At 72.7% G+C, this 17,826-nt stretch carries 13 protein-coding genes; 7 read left to right on the forward strand and 6 right to left on the reverse strand.

The window, feature by feature from the left end:
- Positions 1–10: 10 nt before the first annotated feature.
- The 4 genes from manD to ACWC5C_RS34895 form a co-directional block, all read right to left on the reverse strand.
- A complete protein-coding gene (gene manD, locus ACWC5C_RS34880) occupies positions 11–1,276 on the reverse strand; it encodes a D-mannonate dehydratase ManD (protein WP_450882114.1) in 1,266 nt (421 codons plus the stop codon).
- Complete coding sequence (locus ACWC5C_RS34885; protein ID WP_450882116.1) at positions 1,273–2,271, reverse strand: 2-hydroxyacid dehydrogenase; 999 nt, start codon at positions 2,269–2,271, stop codon at positions 1,273–1,275. Before ACWC5C_RS34885 ends, manD begins: the two co-directional genes overlap by 4 nt.
- Positions 2,268–3,302 carry a LacI family DNA-binding transcriptional regulator gene (locus ACWC5C_RS34890; RefSeq protein WP_450882118.1) on the reverse strand — a complete coding sequence of 345 codons (1,035 nt, stop codon included), beginning with the start codon at positions 3,300–3,302 and terminating at the stop codon, positions 2,268–2,270. The genes ACWC5C_RS34885 and ACWC5C_RS34890 overlap by 4 nt, the downstream gene beginning before the upstream one ends.
- 158 nt (positions 3,303–3,460) lie before the next feature.
- Positions 3,461–6,838, reverse strand: coding sequence for a pyruvate carboxylase (locus ACWC5C_RS34895; protein WP_450882120.1), 3,378 nt, complete (start codon positions 6,836–6,838; stop codon positions 3,461–3,463).
- Positions 6,839–7,030: 192 nt separating this feature from the next.
- Here ACWC5C_RS34895 and ACWC5C_RS34900 point away from each other — a divergent pair, with 192 nt between their 5' ends.
- The gene (locus ACWC5C_RS34900) at positions 7,031–8,233 is read left to right on the forward strand and encodes a cytochrome P450 (protein WP_450882122.1); all 1,203 of its coding nucleotides are present in this window, start codon (positions 7,031–7,033) and stop codon (positions 8,231–8,233) included.
- 46 nt (positions 8,234–8,279) lie between these two features.
- Positions 8,280–8,870 (forward strand): helix-turn-helix domain-containing protein, encoded by a 591-nt coding sequence (locus ACWC5C_RS34905; protein WP_450882124.1) that lies wholly within the window; start codon positions 8,280–8,282, stop codon positions 8,868–8,870.
- Between the two features lie 12 nt (positions 8,871–8,882).
- Here ACWC5C_RS34905 and ACWC5C_RS34910 read toward each other — a convergent pair whose 3' ends face one another.
- Positions 8,883–12,065 (reverse strand): cytochrome P450, encoded by a 3,183-nt coding sequence (locus ACWC5C_RS34910; RefSeq protein WP_450882126.1) that lies wholly within the window; start codon positions 12,063–12,065, stop codon positions 8,883–8,885.
- 198 nt (positions 12,066–12,263) lie between these two features.
- Here ACWC5C_RS34910 and ACWC5C_RS34915 point away from each other — a divergent pair, with 198 nt between their 5' ends.
- Positions 12,264–12,917: a PAS domain S-box protein gene (locus ACWC5C_RS34915; RefSeq protein WP_450882230.1), complete on the forward strand. Its 654-nt coding sequence runs from the start codon at positions 12,264–12,266 to the stop codon at positions 12,915–12,917.
- Positions 12,918–12,954: 37 nt separating this feature from the next.
- Here the strand turns inward: ACWC5C_RS34915 and ACWC5C_RS34920 are convergent, their stop codons facing one another.
- Positions 12,955–13,881 (reverse strand): hypothetical protein, encoded by a 927-nt coding sequence (locus tag ACWC5C_RS34920; RefSeq protein ID WP_450882128.1) that lies wholly within the window; start codon positions 13,879–13,881, stop codon positions 12,955–12,957.
- Positions 13,882–13,979: 98 nt separating this feature from the next.
- Here ACWC5C_RS34920 and ACWC5C_RS34925 point away from each other — a divergent pair, with 98 nt between their 5' ends.
- From ACWC5C_RS34925 to ACWC5C_RS34940, 4 genes are read left to right on the forward strand one after another with little or no spacing between them, the layout of a single operon-like run.
- Positions 13,980–15,173 carry an NAD(P)/FAD-dependent oxidoreductase gene (locus tag ACWC5C_RS34925; protein WP_450882130.1) on the forward strand — a complete coding sequence of 398 codons (1,194 nt, stop codon included), beginning with the start codon at positions 13,980–13,982 and terminating at the stop codon, positions 15,171–15,173.
- A complete protein-coding gene (locus ACWC5C_RS34930) occupies positions 15,170–15,451 on the forward strand; it encodes a (2Fe-2S)-binding protein (RefSeq protein ID WP_385441510.1) in 282 nt (93 codons plus the stop codon). The genes ACWC5C_RS34925 and ACWC5C_RS34930 overlap by 4 nt, the downstream gene beginning before the upstream one ends.
- Positions 15,432–16,916 (forward strand): FAD/NAD(P)-dependent oxidoreductase, encoded by a 1,485-nt coding sequence (locus ACWC5C_RS34935; protein ID WP_450882132.1) that lies wholly within the window; start codon positions 15,432–15,434, stop codon positions 16,914–16,916. The genes ACWC5C_RS34930 and ACWC5C_RS34935 overlap by 20 nt, the downstream gene beginning before the upstream one ends.
- Positions 16,913–17,821 carry a dihydrodipicolinate synthase family protein gene (locus tag ACWC5C_RS34940; protein ID WP_450882134.1) on the forward strand — a complete coding sequence of 303 codons (909 nt, stop codon included), beginning with the start codon at positions 16,913–16,915 and terminating at the stop codon, positions 17,819–17,821. Before ACWC5C_RS34935 ends, ACWC5C_RS34940 begins: the two co-directional genes overlap by 4 nt.
- Positions 17,822–17,826 lie beyond the last annotated feature (5 nt).

A 17,826-nucleotide genomic window follows, 5' to 3' on the forward strand; every position in this document is an offset into this window, starting at 1 on the left:
GGGGAGATCCTCACCAATCCGTCATCGAGCCGTCGAGCTTTCGCGCGACCGGCAGGTAGGCGGGTTCGTACGGGAAACGGGCGGCGAGCGCCTCGTCCACCTCGATGCCGAGGCCGGGCCGGTCGCCCGGGTGCAGATGTCCATCGGCGTAGGACCACGCGTGGCCGAACACCTCGTGCACGACCGGCTCGTAGCCCATGTACTCCTGGATGGCGAAGTTCGGCGTGGCCAGGCCCACGTGCAGCGACGCGGCCAGCGCCACCGGGGACACATCCGAGGGGCCGTGCGGGCCCAGCCGTATCTGCCAGATCTCGGCGAGGGCCGCGATCCGCCGCAGATGGCTGATCCCGCCCGCGTGGCTCACACAGGTCCGTACGAAGTCGATCAGCTGCTCGGTGATCAGCGACTGGCATTCCCAGACCGTGTTGAACACCTCGCCGATCGCCAGCGGCACGGTGGTGTGCTGCCGCACATGCCGCAGCACCTGCTGGTTCTCCGCCGGGGTGACGTCCTCCAGCCAGAACAGGTCCACCTCCTCCAGCGTGCGGCCGAGCCGGGCGGCCTGGCCGGGGGTGAGGCGGTGGTGCACATCGTGCAGCAGCTTCAGCTCGGGCCCGACATGCTCCCGTACCGCGCCGAGGACCTTCGGCGCGTGCCGCAGGTAGGCGTCGGTGTCCCACACCTCCTCCACCGGGGCGGCGCCGCGCCCGGCCGGTTCGTAGCCACGGCCGCCGCGGCTCACCCCGTACACCGTGTCCAGCCCGGGGACCCCGCTCTGCGCCCGCACCGCGCGGAAACCCTCCTCGCGCCGGGCGTCGATGGACTCCAGCAGCTGCGGGATCTCCCAGCCGGTGGCATGGGTGTACGTGAGGATCCGGTCGCGGACCGCGCCGCCCAGCAGCTGGTAGACGGGCTGGCCGGTGGTCTTGCCCTTGATGTCCCACAGCGCCATGTCCACCGCGCCGATGGACGTCATCGTCACCGGGCCGCGCCGCCAGTAGACCCCGCGGTAGAGGTACTGCCAGGTGTCCTCGATCCGCGCCGGGTCGCGGCCGATGAGCAGCGGCGCCACATGGTCCCGCAGATACGAGGCGACGGCCAGCTCACGGCCGTTGAGGGTGGCGTCGCCCCAGCCGACGAGGCCTTCGGCGGTGGTGATCTTGAGCGTGACGAAGTTGCGGCCGGGGCTGGTGACCAGCACCTCGGCGGTGGCGATGGTGTCGGTTCGGGGCGGCGCGGTGGTGGCGATGGTGTCGCTCCGGGGTGTCGTGGTCACCGGGCCACCGCCACCACGTTGTGCAGCGGCGCTCCGGTGGCCAGTCGGCCGATGTTGGCGGTGATGTCGGCGGCGCGGCCGATGAAGGTCTGCCGGGTGAGACCGGATGAGTGCGGGGTCATCAGTACGTTGTCCAGCGTTTCGAAGGGGTGCTCGCTGGGGGCGCCGGCGTGTCCGCTCGCCGGGTACCGGTACCAGACGTCGAGCGCGGCGGCCCCGATGGTGTGGGTGCTCAGCGCCCGGTACAGCGCGTCCTCGTCCACGACGGGACCGCGTCCGACATGGACCAGCACCGTGGACGGGCCCATCCGGGACAGCTCGGCCTCGCCGATGAGCCCGGTGGTCTGCGGGGTGAGCGGTGCCGACACCACGACCACATCGGAGGCCGCCAGCAGGGCGCCCAGCTCGTCGGTGGTCGCGGCCCAGGTCAGCCCCTCGGCCGCCGCGTCCACCTCGCCCCGCCGGGTGACCGCCACGCCGCTCGCGCCGAACGCCCGGAACCGCTGCCAGCAGCGGGCGCCGATGTGGCCGAAGCCGACGAAGCCGACGGTGGCCGCGGACAGCGAGTCCATCCAGGGGGAGCGCGGATCGTGCGCGGGGGAGTCCCACACCGCGCGGCGCAGCGCGTCGTGCTGGCGCAGAAAGCCACGGCGCAGCAGGATCGCTGACGCCACGGCGTATTCGGCGATCGCGTCCTCGTGGTGGAAGGTGTTGGCCACCTGGGTGCCGGGCGGCAGCGCGGTCAGGTCGATCTTGTCCGTTCCGGCACCGGCCGTGTGGACCAGCCGGAGCCGGGTGGCGCGGGCGGCCGTCCGGGCGGTGCACTGCCCCGCCACCAGAACGTCCGCGGCGGCCACCGCGGCCTCGACCGCCCCGGCGTCCCGGGGGTCGGGCCAGCTGACGGCCGTACCCGCCGGAAGGGCGGCCTCGAACTCGGCGCGCAGCGGATGGAGGTTGGCGTCGGCCACCACCACGGTCAGGGGTTCGGTGGTCATGGGGTGTCCTTCCCCGCCGCCACCGCGACACCTGCCAGGGCGGAGTGCGCCGGGCCGGTGGACCCGCGCACGATGAGCTGGGTGGGCAGCCGCAGGGTGCGGGGGGTCTGCCGCTCGCCGCCGAGGATCTGCCCCAGCATCTCGTGGCTGAGCCGCCCCGCCCGGGCCATCGGCACCGCGATGCTGGTCAGGGACGGCTGCGCCACTTCGGCGAACGGGATGTCGTCGACCCCGATCACGCTCAGCCGCTCGGGAACACTCAGCCCCAGCGCCCGGGCGCCGGAGATCACGCCCAGGGCCATCAGGTCGTTGTGCGCGATCACGGCGGACGCGCCCGAGGCCATGACGCTGGCCGCGGCGGCCGTTCCGCCCGCCACCGTCTCGGCCTGCCAGCCCAGCAACTCCAGCTCCAGGCCGACCCGTTCGGTCTCGGCGCGGATCAGCGTCACTCGGTGGGAGTTGGACCAGGAGCGCTGCATGCCCTGCACATAGGCGATCCGCCGGTGGCCGAGCGCGGCCAGGTACTCCACGGCCTGGCGCATCCCGTGGGCGGCGTCGGCGATGACGCAGTCGGCACCGGCCGTCTCCCGGTTGACCAGGACGGCGGGCGTGCGTCCGCAGAGGTCGAGGACCTCGTCCGCGTCCAGCCGGGGCGAGCACACGATCAGGCCGTCCGCCTGGCCCTTCAGGTGGGCGATCACCTCGCGCTCACGGCCCGGGTCGAGGTCGGTGTCGGCGAGCACGACGGTCTGCCGGTGGCGCCACCCCTCGCCCTGGGCGGCCTTCACGAACGACCCGAAGACGGGGTTCGCGATGTCGGGGACGACGACGGCGACCGTGGCGGTCTCCGTGGTGGCGGGGGCCTCCGCGGCACGGGCGGCCACCGGTGGTTCGTAGCCCAGCTCTTGCGCGACGGTCAGGATCTTGCGCAAGGTCTGGGGGCCGAGCCGGTCCGGGTTGCTGAAGGCCCGGGAGGCCGTGGACAGCGCCACATTGGCGCTTTTGGCGACGTCGGTGAGGGTGGGGGCCATGGCGGCCCGCTACCGGTGCGAGGAGACAGTGCGGGTGAACGACATAGTTAAGGGTGTTCACCACCCGGCAACCTTGTCAACGCTTGCCGCAATATTGGCAAGGCCCCGGTCCGGCGGGAGGCTCACCCACCGGACCGGGGCCCTCGATCTGGCCCGGCTCAGCCGAGGTCGACCAGCAGGTCGCCGCCCTCCACCTGCTGGATGGCGTTGATGGCCACCCGGGAGACCCGGCCGGCCTTCGGCGCGGCGATGGTGGCCTCCATCTTCATCGCCTCGATGGTGGCCACGGTGGCGCCCGCCTCGACCTGGTCGCCCTCGGCGACGGTCAGCGTCACCACCCCGGCGAACGGCGCGGCCACATGGCCCGGCTTGCTCTTGTCGGCCTTCTCGGTGGCCGGGATGTCGGAGGCCGCCGAGGTGTCCCGGACCTGGATCGGGCGCAGCTGGCCGTTCAGGGTGGACATCACCGTCCGCATGCCGCGCTCATCGGCCTCGCCGATGGCCTCCAGCTCGATGAGCAGCCGCACCCCGGGCTCCAGGTCCACCGTGTACTCCTTCCCCGGGCGGATCCCGTAGAAGAAGTCCTTGCTGTCCAGCACGCTGGTGTCGCCGAACGTCTCCCGGTGGGTCTCGAACTCCTTCGTCGGGCCGGGGAACAGCAGCCGGTTCAGGGTCGTGCGGCGGTCGTCGGCGAGGTGCTGCCGGTCCTCGGCGGACAGCTCCTCCGTCGTGGGCCTGGCCTCCGCGCGGCCTTCCAGGGCCTTGGTGCGGAAGGGCTCAGGCCAGCCGCCGGGCGGGCTGCCCAGCTCGCCGCGGAGGAAGCCGATGACCGAGTCGGGGATGTCGAACTTGTTGGGCTCGGCCTTGAAGTCCTCCGGCGACACCCCGGCGCCCACCAGGTGGAGCGCGAGGTCGCCGACGACCTTCGAGGACGGGGTGACCTTGACCAGGTGGCCGAGGATGCGGTCGGCGGCGGCGTACATCGCCTCGATGTCCTCGAAGCGGTCGCCGAGGCCGAGCGCGATGGCCTGGGTGCGCAGGTTGGACAGCTGGCCGCCGGGGATCTCGTGGTGGTACACCCGCCCGGTCGGCGAGGCGAGGCCTGCCTCGAACGGTGCGTAGACCTTGCGCACGCTCTCCCAGTACGGCTCCAGCCCCCCGATCGCCTCCAGGTCGAGCCCGGTGGGCCGCTCGGAGTGGTCGGTGGCGGCCACGATCGCCGACAGCGAGGGCTGTGAGGTGGTGCCCGCCATGGACGCCACCGCCCCGTCCACCGCGTCCGCGCCGGCCTGGATGGCGGCCAGATAGGTGGCGAGCTGGCCACCCGCGGTGTCATGGGTGTGGATGTGCACCGGCAGGTCGAACTCCCGGCGCAGGGCGGACACCAGCTTCGCGGCGGCCGGGGCGCGCAGCAGCCCCGCCATGTCCTTGATGGCCAGTACGTGCGCGCCCGCGTCCACGATCTGCTCGGCGAGCCGCAGATAGTAGTCCAGCGTGTACAGCTTCTCCGACGGGTCGGACAGATCGCTGGTGTAGCACAGCGCCACCTCGGCGACCGCGGTGCCGGTGTCCCGTACGGCCTCGATGGCGGGCCGCATCTGCCCGATGTCGTTGAGCGCGTCGAAGATCCGGAAGATGTCGATGCCGGTGGCGGTGGCCTCGTGGACGAAGGCGTCCGTCACCTCGGTCGGGTACGGGGTGTACCCGACGGTGTTGCGGCCGCGCAGCAGCATCTGCAGACAGATGTTGGGCACCGCCTCGCGCAGCGCCGCCAGCCGCTCCCAGGGGTCCTCGGCGAGGAACCGCAGCGCCACGTCGTAGGTGGCGCCGCCCCAGCACTCCAGCGACAGCAGCTCCGGCACGGTGTGCGCCACCACCGGGGCCACGGCGAGCAGGTCCTTGGTCCGTACGCGGGTGGCCAGCAGCGACTGGTGGGCGTCCCGGAAGGTGGTGTCGGTGACCCCGATCCGCGGCGATTCGCGCAGCCACCGCGCGAACCCTTCCGGGCCCAGCTCGGTGAGGGTCTGCTTGGACCCGGCGGGCGGCGCCGCGTCCGGCACCCGCGGCAGCTTTCCGGCCGCGTCGATCAGCTGGGGACGGGGGCCGTGCGGCTTGTTGACCGTGACGTCGGCGAGATACGTGAGCAGCTTGGTGCCACGGTCGGCGGAGTGCCGCGCGGTCAGCAGATGCGGCCGCTGCTCGATGAACGAGGTGGTGATCTTCCCGGCCCGGAAGTCCGGATCGTCCAGCACGGCCTGGAGGAACGGAACGTTGGTGGACACGCCGCGGATACGGAACTCGGCCACCGCGCGCCGGGCCCGCCCGATGGCGTGGTCGAAGTCGCGGCCCCGGCAGGTCAGCTTCACCAGCATCGAGTCGAAGTGGGCGCTGATCTCGGCACCGGCGTGGGTGGTGCCGCCGTCGAGGCGGATGCCCGAGCCGCCCGGGGAGCGGTAGGCGCTGATCATGCCGATGTCCGGGCGGAAGCCGTTGGCCGGGTCCTCGGTGGTGATGCGGCACTGGAGCGCGGCGCCGCGCAGATAGACGGTGTTCTGCGAGAGACCGAGGTCGGACAGGGTCTCGCCGCCCGCGATCCGCAGCTGCGACTGGACGAGGTCGACATCGGTGATCTCCTCGGTCACCGTGTGCTCGACCTGGATCCGCGGGTTCATCTCGATGAAGACATGGTTGCCGTCGCGGTCCAGCAGGAATTCCACGGTGCCCGCGTTGCGGTAGCCGATCTGCCGGGCGAACTTCACCGCGTCGCCGCAGATCCGCTCGCGCAGCTCCGGGGTGAGATGGGGCGCGGGCGCCATCTCGATGACCTTCTGGTGGCGGCGCTGCAGTGAACAGTCCCGCTCGAACAGGTGCATGACATTACCGTCGCCATCGGCGAGGATCTGCACCTCGATATGGCGGGGCTCGACGACCGCCTTCTCCAGGAAGACCGTCGGATCGCCGAAGGCCGACTCGGCCTCGCGGGCCGCCGCCTCGATCGACTCGCGCAGCAGCCGAGGCTCCTCGACCCGCCGCATCCCGCGCCCGCCACCGCCCGCCACGGCCTTGACGAACACCGGGAAGCCCAGCTCCTCCGCCGCCCGTACCAGCTCGTCCACATCGGAGGAGGGCTCCGAGGAGCCGAGCACCGGCACCCCCGCCGCCCGGGCCGCGGCCACCGCACGCGCCTTGTTGCCGGTCAGCTCAAGGATCTCCGCGCTCGGGCCGACGAAGGTGATCCCCGCCTCCTCACAGGCCCGCGCGAGGTCGGGGTTCTCGGACAGGAAGCCGTATCCGGGATACACCGCGTCGGCACCGGCCCGCCGCGCCGCGGCGACGATCTCCTCGACGGACAGATAGGCCCGCACTGGATGGCCCGGCTCCCCGATCTCATACGCCTCATCGGCCTTCAGCCGGTGCAGCGAGTTGCGGTCCTCGTGCGGGAACACGGCGACCGTCCTCGCTCCCAGCTCATATCCGGCGCGGAACGCCCGAATGGCGATCTCTCCACGGTTGGCGACCAGCACCTTGCGGAACATGTCCCATCCCTTCCTACTGCCCGTCCTACTGCCCGGTACGAATACAGCTTGCCCGCGACACTACTGCTGCCCCGCACGCCAGACGGCACCCTTGTGATCCAGTTCGCACCTCGGGCATGGTGCCCGGGGGACCGAACGGCGTTCCCCGGAGGAGTCCGCACGAGCCAGCAGGCCGTTCCGAGGAGGACCATCGTGAGTGCCCCGTCGTCCGCGCCCCACCAGGCCCCGCCGTACCCCATCCAGCGCGCCAACTACGTCGACCCCGCTCCCGCACTGATCACCGGCCCCGCCATCAGCCCGCTCCGGTTCGTCGGCGGCAGTACGGGATGGCTGGTCACCGGATACCAGGAGGCCCGGGAGGTGCTGCGGGACCCGCGGTTCAGCGCCGAGCGGTGGCGCGGCGACGACACCGTGCGGCCCGTCCCGCAGAGCATCCGGAAGAACCGCGGCAACGGGCCGGGGTCGTTTCTGGCCATGGACGCCCCCGAACACAGTCACTATCGCGGGTTACTCACCCGCTACTTCACCGTACGGCGGATGCGCGCTCTCGAACCCCGCATCGACGGCATCGTCACCGACTGCCTGGACGCCCTGGAGGCCGCCGGAAAACCGGCCGACCTGGTGGAACACTTCGCGCTGCCGGTCCCCTCGCTGGTGATCTGCGAGATGCTCGGCGTGCCCTACGGGGAGCGCGAGACGTTCCAGCGGGCCAGCGCGCAGATCCTGGTCCAGGACCAGACGGGCGGCCAGTTCGACCAGGGAATGCGGACGATCACCGGCTTCCTCGGCGAACTCACCGCCGCCAAGCGGCGCGCTCCCCAGGACGATCTGATCTCGTACCTCACCTCCGTCGGCGAGCTGTCCGACGTCGAGATCACCAACATGGCGGCGCTGCTGCTGATCGCCGGACACGAGACCACCACCAACATGCTCAGCCTCGGCACCTTCACCCTGCTCCAGAACCCGGAGCAGATGCGGCGGCTGCGCGAGGACGACGAGCTGGTGCCGGGCGCGGTCGAGGAGCTGCTGCGCTACCTGAGCATCGTCAACGCCTTCCCGGTCCGGATCGCGCTGGAGGACGTCGAGGTCGGCGGCGTCACCGTCACGGCGGGCCAGAGCGTGGCCGTCTCGGTGCCCGCCGTCAACCGGGACCCCGCACTGGTGGACGAGCCCCACACGCTCGACGTCGGCCGCCCCCGCAGCAGCCACCTCGCGTTCGGATACGGCATCCACCAGTGCCTCGGCGCGAACCTGGCCCGGATCGAGCTGGCGGCGGGCTACCGCGGACTGCTCGGCCGCTTCCCGGGCCTGGCGCTCGCGGTGGAGCCGGAGAAGGTGCCGATGCGCAGCGACATGGTCATCTACGGGGCCCATGAGCTGCCCGTCACCTGGTGATCGGCGCGGGTTGACAAATGTCCTTGCCGCACCGGCAAATAGGGCCATGGCAGACGACATTCCCGAGGTGCTGAACGGCGTCGGCCCGCGACTGCGGGCGTTGCGGCGGGACCGCGGAGCCACCCTGGCCCAGCTGAGCGAGGCCACCGGGATCTCGCTCTCGACCCTCTCGCGGCTGGAGTCGGGGCAGCGCAAGCCCACGCTGGAACTGCTGCTGCCCCTGGCCAAGGCCCACGGTGTCCAGCTGGACGAACTGGTCGGCGCGCCGCCCACCGGCGACCCCCGCATCCACCCCCGCCCCTTCACCCGGCACGGGCAGACCTTCGTGCCGCTGACCCGCTATCTCGGCGGGCTGCACGCCTACAAGCAGATCCTGCCCGGCCGGAAGACGGGCGCCGACGTCCGGCCTTCGCAGGCGGTGCACGAGGGGTACGAGTGGCTGTACGTCCTCTCCGGCAAGCTGCGCCTCGCCCTCGGCGAGCACGATCTGACGCTCACCGCGGGCGAGGCGGCCGAGTTCGACACCCGTACGCCCCACGGCTTCGCCAGCGCGAGCGCGCAGCCCGTCGAGTTCCTCAGCCTCTTCGGCGCCCAGGGCGAGCGCATGCATGTGCGCGCCCGCCCCACCGCCGACTGAACCGGCCCGGGGTCACCCGGCGTAGACGTCCTCCACGAAGCGGCCCTCGGCCATCAGGGAGTCCAGCCAGCGCTGCGCCGCCGCCTCGTCGGCGCCCGGGGTGTGGGCCACGTACACCGACCGGAAGGCCTCCCGCACCCCGGGGGCCATCCGGGCGCCGTCGCCGCACACGTACACCTGGGCGCCCTCCGCCAGCAGCCGCCAGATCTCGTCGCCGTCGGCGGCGATGCGGTGCTGGACGAAGAGGTGTCCGCCGACCGGGGCCTGGCTGAACGCCGGGCGCATGGACACGGCACCGGCCGCCTCGGCGGCGGCCAACTCCTCGGCGTGCAGATAGTCGGCGTCCGGCGCGTCGCAGCCGAAGTAGCACAGCGCCGGGGCGAGCGGTGTGCCGGACTCCACGAGCGCCCGCCGGTCGGCGATGGTGCCGCGGAAGGGCGCGAGCCCGGTACCGGCGGACACCATGATGACCGGCCGGTCCGGCGTGTGGCCGATACGGAACGCGTCCCGGCAGGGCTGCACCCGGGCGAGCACGGTGTCCCCGGGCCGTACCGCGTTCAGATGGCCGGAGCCGGTGCCCTGGAAGCCGCTCGCCTCGTCGCGCAGCAGCGACACCATCAGATCGACGTGGCGCGGGGAGACGGCGGGGGAGGAGGAGACCGAGTAGTGGCGCGGCCGCAGCGGCGGCAGCAGCTCCAGCAGCACCGGCCAGGTCAGCGTCTCGCGCAGCGCCGGGTTGGCCTCCACCAGGTCCAGCAGGGTGCGCTCACCGGGGGTCTGCGCGGCGAGCGCCGCCTTCTCCGGCGGGCAGGGGTTCAGCTCGGCGAGCAGGGCCAGCTGCTCGGCGTTCGGACGGTGGTTCAGCTCCACATGGTGGGTCAGCAGCTCCCGTACGGTGACCGGCCGGTCCACCGCCAGACCACCGCGGCGGCCCGGGCGGGCGGGCACGATGCTGAGCACGGTCTCCGGGTCGGTGTGGAGCAGCTTCGCGGCACGCGTCACCAGCTCCGCGTCGTGTCCCGGAAGCACGGTGAGATGGTCGGCGGTGCGGTACGTGACCCCGTCGGGCAGGGCCAGCCGGACGAACCGCTTGACGCGTGCGTACGACGGATCGCTGAGGCTGCCGGTCTCGGTGACCTCCATCGCCACCATGCCGTGCTGCCGCGCCAGACCGTCCAGCGGCCCGCCGGTGACCTCGGTGACGGTGTACGCCGGGCCGTCGTCCGTGGTGTCGGCCGGGGCCGCGCCCACGGTGGCCGGGTCGCCGTGGCGCTCCAGCAGCGCGGTGCGCAGCCGCTCGGTGAAGTCCCGTACGGTGCCGCTGAGATCGCCCGAGGCGTCGGCGGCGGCCCGGTCGACGAGCCGGGTGGCGCCGAGGGCGGCCAGCCGCTCGTCGATCAGGGTCGGCACGCGCTGGTAGGTGGCGGCCCAGTTGCGGTCGCCGACGCCGAGCACCGCGTAGCTCACACCGTCCGCCGCGCCCGGCTCGGCCGTCTCCAGCCAGGCCAGGAAGGCGGCGGCGTCATCGGTGGGCTGCCCGTTGTAGGAGGCGGCGGTGATGATCACCGGGCGTTCGGCGGGCAGCCCGCCCGCGTACGCGTCGAGCGGGGCGACCTCGGTGGCGCAGCCCAGCTCCTCCGCGCCCTCGGCCAGGTCCTCGGCGAAGGAGCGGCAGGTGCCGAAGTTGGTGCCGTACAGCAGCAGCGCACCGGTGTCCTGGTGGACCCGGGTGGGCAGCGAGGCGTCCCGGGCGGGCGTGCTTGTCGCCACCGCTGCGGCCGCCGCCACCGCCCGCTCCTCCGCTGTGCGGGGGACGAGCCGCAGGGTGAGGCCCTCGGGCTTGAGGGTGAGCGACTCCTTGATGTCCAGCTGGTAGTCCGCGTGGTCGATCAGCCGGTAGCGGTGCACCAGCATCGCGAGCAGCATGGTGGCCTCGTGCAGCGCGAACTGCCGCCCGATGCAGGCCCGTTCACCGGTGCCGAACGGCTTGTACGCGTGCACCGGACGCGCCGCCTCGGCCTCCGGGTCGAAGCGCGAGGGGTCGAACAGCTCCGGGTTGTCGCCCCACACCCCGGCGCGGTGCAGCATCGGGGTGAGCACGATGGCCGCCTCCCCGGCCCGCATCGGAATGCGCCCGCCGAGCATCGTGTCCTCGCGCGCCTGCCGGGAGAAGGCGGCCGCGGTCGGCCACAGCCGCAGCGCCTCGTTCAGCACCTGGCGGGTGTTGCGCAACAGCCCCACCTGCTCGAACGTCGGCTCCGGGTCCGCGTCGGCGCCGAACAGCGCGTCCGCCTCCCGCTGCACCCGGCGCAGCTCGCCCGGGTTCTTGGACAGGTAGTGGAGGGCGAAGGACAGCGCGCCCGAGGTGGTCTCGTGACCCGCGATCAGGAAGGTGATCACCTGGTCCCGGATGTTGGCGTGGTCCAGCGGGGTGCCGTCGGACGGGTGCGTGGCGCCGAGCATCAGCCCCAGCAGATCGTCGGTGCCCGACTCGCCCGCCGCGACGCGCGCCTGGATCACCTCGTCGACGACGGACGTGAGATACGCCGTATCGGCGCGGAACGCCTCGTCCTGCTCGCTGTAGTCCACGTCCGGGCGGCGCGCCACCTTGCGCATGCTCCACTCCAGGCAGCGCACCATGGCTTGCACGAACGGATGCGGCTCGGCGCGGTCGAACGAGCCGAAGTCGTAGCCGAACCCGGCCAGCCCGATGGTGTCCAGCGTCATCCGTGTCATGTCGTCCGTCACCGCGACCGGCTCGCCGCTCGCCGCGCTCGCGTCCCACGCGTCGATCACCCGCCGCGCCACCTGGAGCATCACCGGGTGGTACGTGCGCATCGAGCCGAGCGCGAAGGCGGGCATCAGGATGTCGTGCGCCTTCGCCCAGTTCGGCTCGTCGTTGTACGCGGTGAACAGCCCGTCGTGGGTGAACTCCCGGACGTTCTCCAGCGACTGGTTGACGTACTTGGAGAACCGCTGGTCGTCGCAGAGTTCCGCCACCAGGTCGAGGTCGCTGACGAACAGTATGTCGGTGCCGTGCAGCCGGCGCCGCACCACCGGGCCATGGCGCCGCGTCAGCTCCATGACCTGCTGGATGGGCGTGTTGTTCGTGTGCGCGGAGATGTCGACGACCGGGACGCCGTCGGCGCCGGTGCCATCAGCGGTCTCGGCCGGAAGGAGGGGGGTTTCGGTCATGACGATGCGATGCCTTCCATGCGGGGGATGTCTCCAGCCTCGCCCCGCCGCCCCCTGCCGCTCGCACACCGCACTACATGATTTTGTAGTGCCGGATGGTGTGATCGACTTGCGCACGCGCCGCCCGTGGTGTCAAGGGGCGGTACCCAGAGGAGAGCGAGGCCCGGCGTGAACGACGACGAGGTGCCGGTAGAGGCGATGCGGATCCTCGGCGGCGAGGACTGGGTCGTCTGGCGCAACCGCTCCCTGCTGCTCTTCGACCGGGTACCGGTGCCGTGCGCGGTGTGCGGCACGGACGGCGAGATCCTGATGGCCAACCCGGCGATGGCGGGCGAGTGGGGCGTTACCCCGGGGCAGCTGGCGGGACGTAATGTGCTGGAGCTGTTCCACCCCAGCACGGCCGACCAGGTGTATCGCATCGTGGAGGCGGTCCGGCTCGGCCGCCGCTCCCGCTACCCGGTCGAAGTGCGGTGGCAGTCGCCGGACGGCGTGCGGCGGTACGGCGAACTGACCGCCGACACCGTGAGCGACACCGACAGCCCGATGTGGCTGCTGGTGCTGCTGCGGGTGCTCGGCGAGGAACCCCGGCCACGGGGCGGTGGCGCGGTGGACCCGGCCCCCGGCGAGGCGGAGCGGGCCGCCCCCATCGAGGTCCGGATCCTCGCGCTCGCCGCCGGTGGCCACACCACCGCGCAGATGGCCCGGCAGACCGGCCTCACCGCGGACGGCGTCAACTACCACCTCACCCGGCTCTCCCGGCGCTGGGGCGTCGGCAACCGCGCGGAGCTGGTGGCCCGGGCGTACGTACTCGGCGTGCTGGCCCCGGACGTCTGGCCGCCGGAACCCTCTTGAGGGCCGGGTCCCGGTCGGCCTGCGCCCTGACGGCGGTTCAGCCGCGTATGGTCACGCCGTGGTGGGTACGCAGCCGCCGCAGCTCCCACAGCGACAGCGCGGTCACCGACAGCGGACCGCCGAACACGGCGCACAGCTGGGCGGGCAGCGGCCCGTTGGGCATCCCGTCCGACAGCAGGTTGAAGCCCGAGATCAGCCACACCAGCACCCCGGTGAGCACGGGCGGCAGCGCGGCGTGCACATAGGCGGTGTTGAAGGCGCTGCGCGCGACGTACGCGGAGGACAGGAAGAGGAACACCAGCGTCCACGGCAGACCCACCATCAGCGGCAGGCCGACCACGAACAGCATCACGCCGTGCAGCCCGTGCAGCAGCGTCGTCTGGCCCACCACATAGATGAAGGCGCCGAAGGCCGCCAGGATCAGCACATACCAGCCCACCGTCTTGAGCGGTCCGCCCAGCCGGGAGCGCAGTACCGGGCGGCGGTGCGGGGGCGCGTAGAGGATGAAGCCGAACACGACCAGCGGTCCGGTGAGCAGGAGCAGGAGCGGGGTCGCGAAGAGATTGGCGGCACCGTCGGTCGCCGCACCGCTCCAGCCGCCGTCCGCCCCGTACATGTAGACGAGCGCCAGGGTCGCGAGCACACCGAGGAGCGAGCGGGTGAGCTGGACCTTATCGACGAGCGGGTCACGGACCCGCCCGCCGCCCTCCTTGTCGAACAGCCGCTTCGCCGCGCGGTTCGCTGAACGGACCAGCGGGATCAGCGGCGAGAGCAGCCACCACCGGCGGCGGCGCACCGGAACGGGCCGGTACGGGCCGGGCGGCGGCGGTCCGTAGGGGTTCGGCGGCGGTGGGCCGTAGTACGGATTCTGCGGCGGCGGCCCGTACGGACCGGGTGGGGGCGGTGGCCCCCACGGGCCTCCCTGCCCAGGATTGTTCGGCGGCTGCCATCCCCCCGTAGCCACGTGCACTCCTCTCTCGACTGTGCCGTGGCGGCGAATTCTAGCCATGGTCCGTTGCCGCACCCTGGCCAGGGGTAGTGCAATATGACACGCTACTGGCCATGACCGGTACGAGTACCCGACCCGGCCTTCCCCGCCCCCCGGATGTGCTCGTCATCGGGGCGGGTGTCATCGGCGCGGCCTGCGCGTATTACTGCACGTCAGCGGGGCTGCGCGTCACCGTGGTGGAGCGCGGCGCGATCGGCGGCGGAACCACCAGTGCGTGCGAGGGCAACATCCTGGTGTCCGACAAGGAGACCGGACCCGAACTGGACCTGGCGCTGCTGTCCTCCCGGCTGTGGCGCGACATCCGGGACGATCTCGGCGCCGCCGCCGTGGAGTACCACGCCAAGGGCGGTGTGGTGGTGGCCGGTTCGGACGCCACCTCGGCGGGGCTGCGTCAGCTCACGGCACGCCAGCGCGCGGCCGGGGTCGAGGCGGTGGACGTCCGCCCGGACGAACTGTTCGCACTGGAGCCGAACCTGACCCGCGAGGTGGCGGGCGGCGCCCACTACCCGCAGGACGCGCAGGTCCAGCCCGTACTGGCCGCCGCACAGCTGCTGCGCGCCGCCCGCGCCCGGGGCGCCACCGTCCACACCGGCATGGACGTGACCGGCTTCCTCCGGGACTCGCGGGGCGCCGTCACCGGGGTCCGCACCGACTCGGCCACGCTGCCCACGCTGCCCGCCCGATGGGTCGTCAACGCGGCGGGCACCTGGGCCGGGCACCTCGCCGAGCTGGCCGGGGCGCCGGTGCCGGTGCTGCCCCGTAAGGGGTTCATCCTGGTCACCGAGCCACTGCCACGCGTCGTACGGCACAAGGTGTACACCGCCGAGTACGTGGCCAACGTCGCCAGCGACGACGCCGGTCTGGAGACCTCGGTCGTGGTCGAGGGCACCCGGGCGGGCACCGTCCTGATCGGCGCCAGCCGGGAGCGCGTGGGGTTCGACCGCACGGTGGCGCTGCCCGTGCTGCGGAAGCTGGCGGACCAGGCCATCGGGCTCTTCCCGTTCCTCTCCGAGGTCGCGCTGCTCCGCGGCTATCTGGGCTTCCGCCCGTACTGCCCCGACCATCTGCCGGTGATCGGGCCCGACCCCCGCGTCCCCGGCCTCGTCCACGCCTGCGGCCACGAGGGCGCCGGGATCGGCCTGGCGCCCGCCACCGGGCAGCTGCTCGCCCAACTGCTCACCGGCCGGGCACCGGACCTGCCCCTCACACCGTTTCGCCCGCAGCGATTCGAGGAGGCCGCCGCATGAACCGGACCCCCTTCACCTTCCGCTTCGACGGCCGGGAGGTGCGGGCCGAGCCCGGCCAGAGCATCGCGGCCGCGCTCATCGCCGACGGACAGCGCTCCTGGCGCAGCACCCGCGAAGGCGGCCGCCCGCGCGGGATGTTCTGCGGCATCGGCGTGTGCTTCGACTGCCTGGTGACCGTCAACGGGCGCCCCAACCACCGCGCGTGCCTGGCCGAGGTGGCGCCGGGGGACGTGGTGGAGACGCAGGAGGGAGCGGGCCGTGCCGACCTCGCCTGCTGAGCCCGCCGGGTCTGCCGAGCCCTTTGAGTGTGACGGTGTCCCGTACGACATCGCGGTGCTCGGCGCCGGGCCCGCCGGGCTGGCCGCCGCGACCGCCGCGGCGGCCCACGGCGCCCGGGTCGCACTGCTGGACGCGGCACCCCGCCCCGGTGGCCAGTACTGGCGCCACCGCCCCGCCGACGACGGCGCCGCACACCACGACTGGCCCGCCTTCCAGCGGCTGCGCACGGCTCTGGACACGTATCGCGCCCGACTCGACCACCTGCCCGGCCACGCCGTCTGGCACATCGAGCGCACCGCCGCCGGTTTCGTCACCCACGCCCTGAGCGACGGCACGTCCCGCGAGGTCCGGAGCCGTACCGTCGTCGTGGCCACCGGAGCCTACGACCGTCAACTTCCCTTCCCCGGCTGGACGTTACCGGGTGTCTACACCGCGGGCGGTGTGCAGGCCCTGCTCAAGGGGCACGGCGTCGTCGCGGGGCGGCGCGTCGTCGTCGCCGGGACCGGGCCCTTCCTGCTGCCGGTGGCCGCGGGCCTGGCCGAGGCGGGCGCCACAGTCCTCGGCGTCTTCGAGGCGGGGCGGCCCACGGCCTTCGCCCGCCACCCGCTCACCACCCTGCGCGCCGCCGCCAAACTCGCCGAGGGCGCGCACTACCTGCGGACGCTGCGGCGCCACCGGGTCCCGTACCGCACCCGGACCACGGTGGTCCGGGCCCTGGGGGCGGACACCGTCACCGGGGCGGAGGTGGCGCGGCTGGACGGCCGGTGGCGGATCGTGCCCGGCAGCCGTCAGCGTCTGGAGTGCGACACGGTGGCCGTGGGCTACGGCTTCACCCCGCAGACCGAGATCCCCCTGCAACTGGGCTGCGCGATGGACCGGGACGGCGACGGCAGCCTGAGCGCCCGCGTGGACACCCGGCAGCGCTCCACCGTGCCCGGTGTCTATGTGGCGGGCGAGGCATGCGGCGTCGGAGGCTCCGAACTCGCGTGTACCGAGGGCGAGTTGGCCGGGCTGCACGCGGCGTACGCCACTACCGGCACCCGCCCCGACCCGCGCCGCGTCGCCCGGCTGCTGCGCCGCAGGGCCGCCCGGCGCGGCTTCGCCGCCGCGCTGTACGCCGCGTATCCGGTCCGGCCCGGCTGGCGGGAGTGGCTGACCGAGGGCACCGTCGTCTGCCGCTGCGAGGAAGTGACCGCCGGAGCCATCCGCCAAGCGGTCACCGACCTGGGCGCCACCGACCCACGGGCGGTGAAGCTGTGCGCACGCCCCGGCATGGGCCTGTGCCAGGGGAGGGTGTGCGGCTACGCCACCGCCGCCCTGACCGCCGCCCACGCCGGGCGCGATGTCACCGAGGAGGACCTGCGCGGGCTGGCGAGCAGACCCATCGCCCAGCCGGTGCCGCTGGGGCTGCTGAGGGACCTGAAAGACGGAACCATGCCACACCACGACGAGGAGGGCGCATGAACGCAACCGCCACACCATGGCACGGAGTGCTCGTCGCGACGGCGCTGCCGCTGCGCGCGGACACCACCGGCAAGCTCGCGGTCGACTTCGACGGCTACGCCGAACACGTCGCCTGGCTCGCGGCGAACGGCTGTCACGGTGTCGTCCCCAACGGCTCCCTGGGCGAGTACCAGACCCTCACCGCCGAGGAGCGGTCCCGCGTCGTCACCACCGCGGTCGAGGCCGCCCCCGAGGGCTTCACCGTCATGCCCGGAGTGGCGGCGTACGGCGCGGACGAGGCCAGGCGCTGGGCCGAGCAGGCGGCCGAGGCGGGCGCCCCGGCCGTGATGCTGCTGCCGCCCAACGCCTACCGCGCCGACGAACGCGCGGTACGGGACCACTACCGGGAGGTGGCCAGGGCCGGGCTGCCCGTGGTGGCGTACAACAACCCCATCGACACCAAGGTCGACCTGGTGCCCGAACTGCTGGCGGAGCTGTACCACGAGGGGCTGATCGTGGCGGTGAAGGAGTTCACCGGCGATGTCCGCCGCGGCTACCGGATCCATGAGCTGGCCCCCGGACTCGACGTCCTGTGCGGCAGCGACGACGTGGCCCTGGAGCTGGCCGTGGCCGGGTCGCCCGGCTGGATCGCCGGATACCCCAACGCCTTCCCGCGCGCCTGTGCCGAGCTGTGGCGGGCCGCCACCGAAGGCGATCTCACCACCGCGCTGCCGCTCTACCGCACCCTGCACCCGCTGCTGCGCTGGGACGCGAGGACCGAGTTCGTCCAGGCCATCAAGGGCAGCATGGACATCGCCGGGCGCTACGGCGGACCCTGCCGCCATCCGCGCGTACCGCTCACCCCCGAACACGCCGACACGGTGCGCAAGGCCACCGAGAAGGCCCTCGCGGAAGGGCTCGGCTGACACCC

The sequence above is a fragment of the Streptomyces sp. NPDC001700 genome, assembly GCF_053596435.1.

Bases quoted from the DNA above. Each gene is read 5' to 3' on its own strand.
- ACWC5C_RS34910 (WP_450882126.1), bottom strand. From the start codon at position 12,065: ATGACCGAAACCCCCCTCCTTCCGGCCGAGACCGCTGATGGCACCGGC.
- ACWC5C_RS34940 (WP_450882134.1), top strand. From the start codon at position 16,913: ATGAACGCAACCGCCACACCATGGCACGGAGTGCTCGTCGCGACGGCG.
- ACWC5C_RS34885 (WP_450882116.1), bottom strand. From the start codon at position 2,271: ATGACCACCGAACCCCTGACCGTGGTGGTGGCCGACGCCAACCTCCAT.
- ACWC5C_RS34925 (WP_450882130.1), top strand. From the start codon at position 13,980: ATGACCGGTACGAGTACCCGACCCGGCCTTCCCCGCCCCCCGGATGTG.
- ACWC5C_RS34930 (WP_385441510.1), top strand. From the start codon at position 15,170: ATGAACCGGACCCCCTTCACCTTCCGCTTCGACGGCCGGGAGGTGCGG.
- ACWC5C_RS34915 (WP_450882230.1), top strand. From the start codon at position 12,264: ATGCGGATCCTCGGCGGCGAGGACTGGGTCGTCTGGCGCAACCGCTCC.
- ACWC5C_RS34905 (WP_450882124.1), top strand. From the start codon at position 8,280: ATGGCAGACGACATTCCCGAGGTGCTGAACGGCGTCGGCCCGCGACTG.
- ACWC5C_RS34895 (WP_450882120.1), bottom strand. From the start codon at position 6,838: ATGTTCCGCAAGGTGCTGGTCGCCAACCGTGGAGAGATCGCCATTCGG.
- ACWC5C_RS34890 (WP_450882118.1), bottom strand. From the start codon at position 3,302: ATGGCCCCCACCCTCACCGACGTCGCCAAAAGCGCCAATGTGGCGCTG.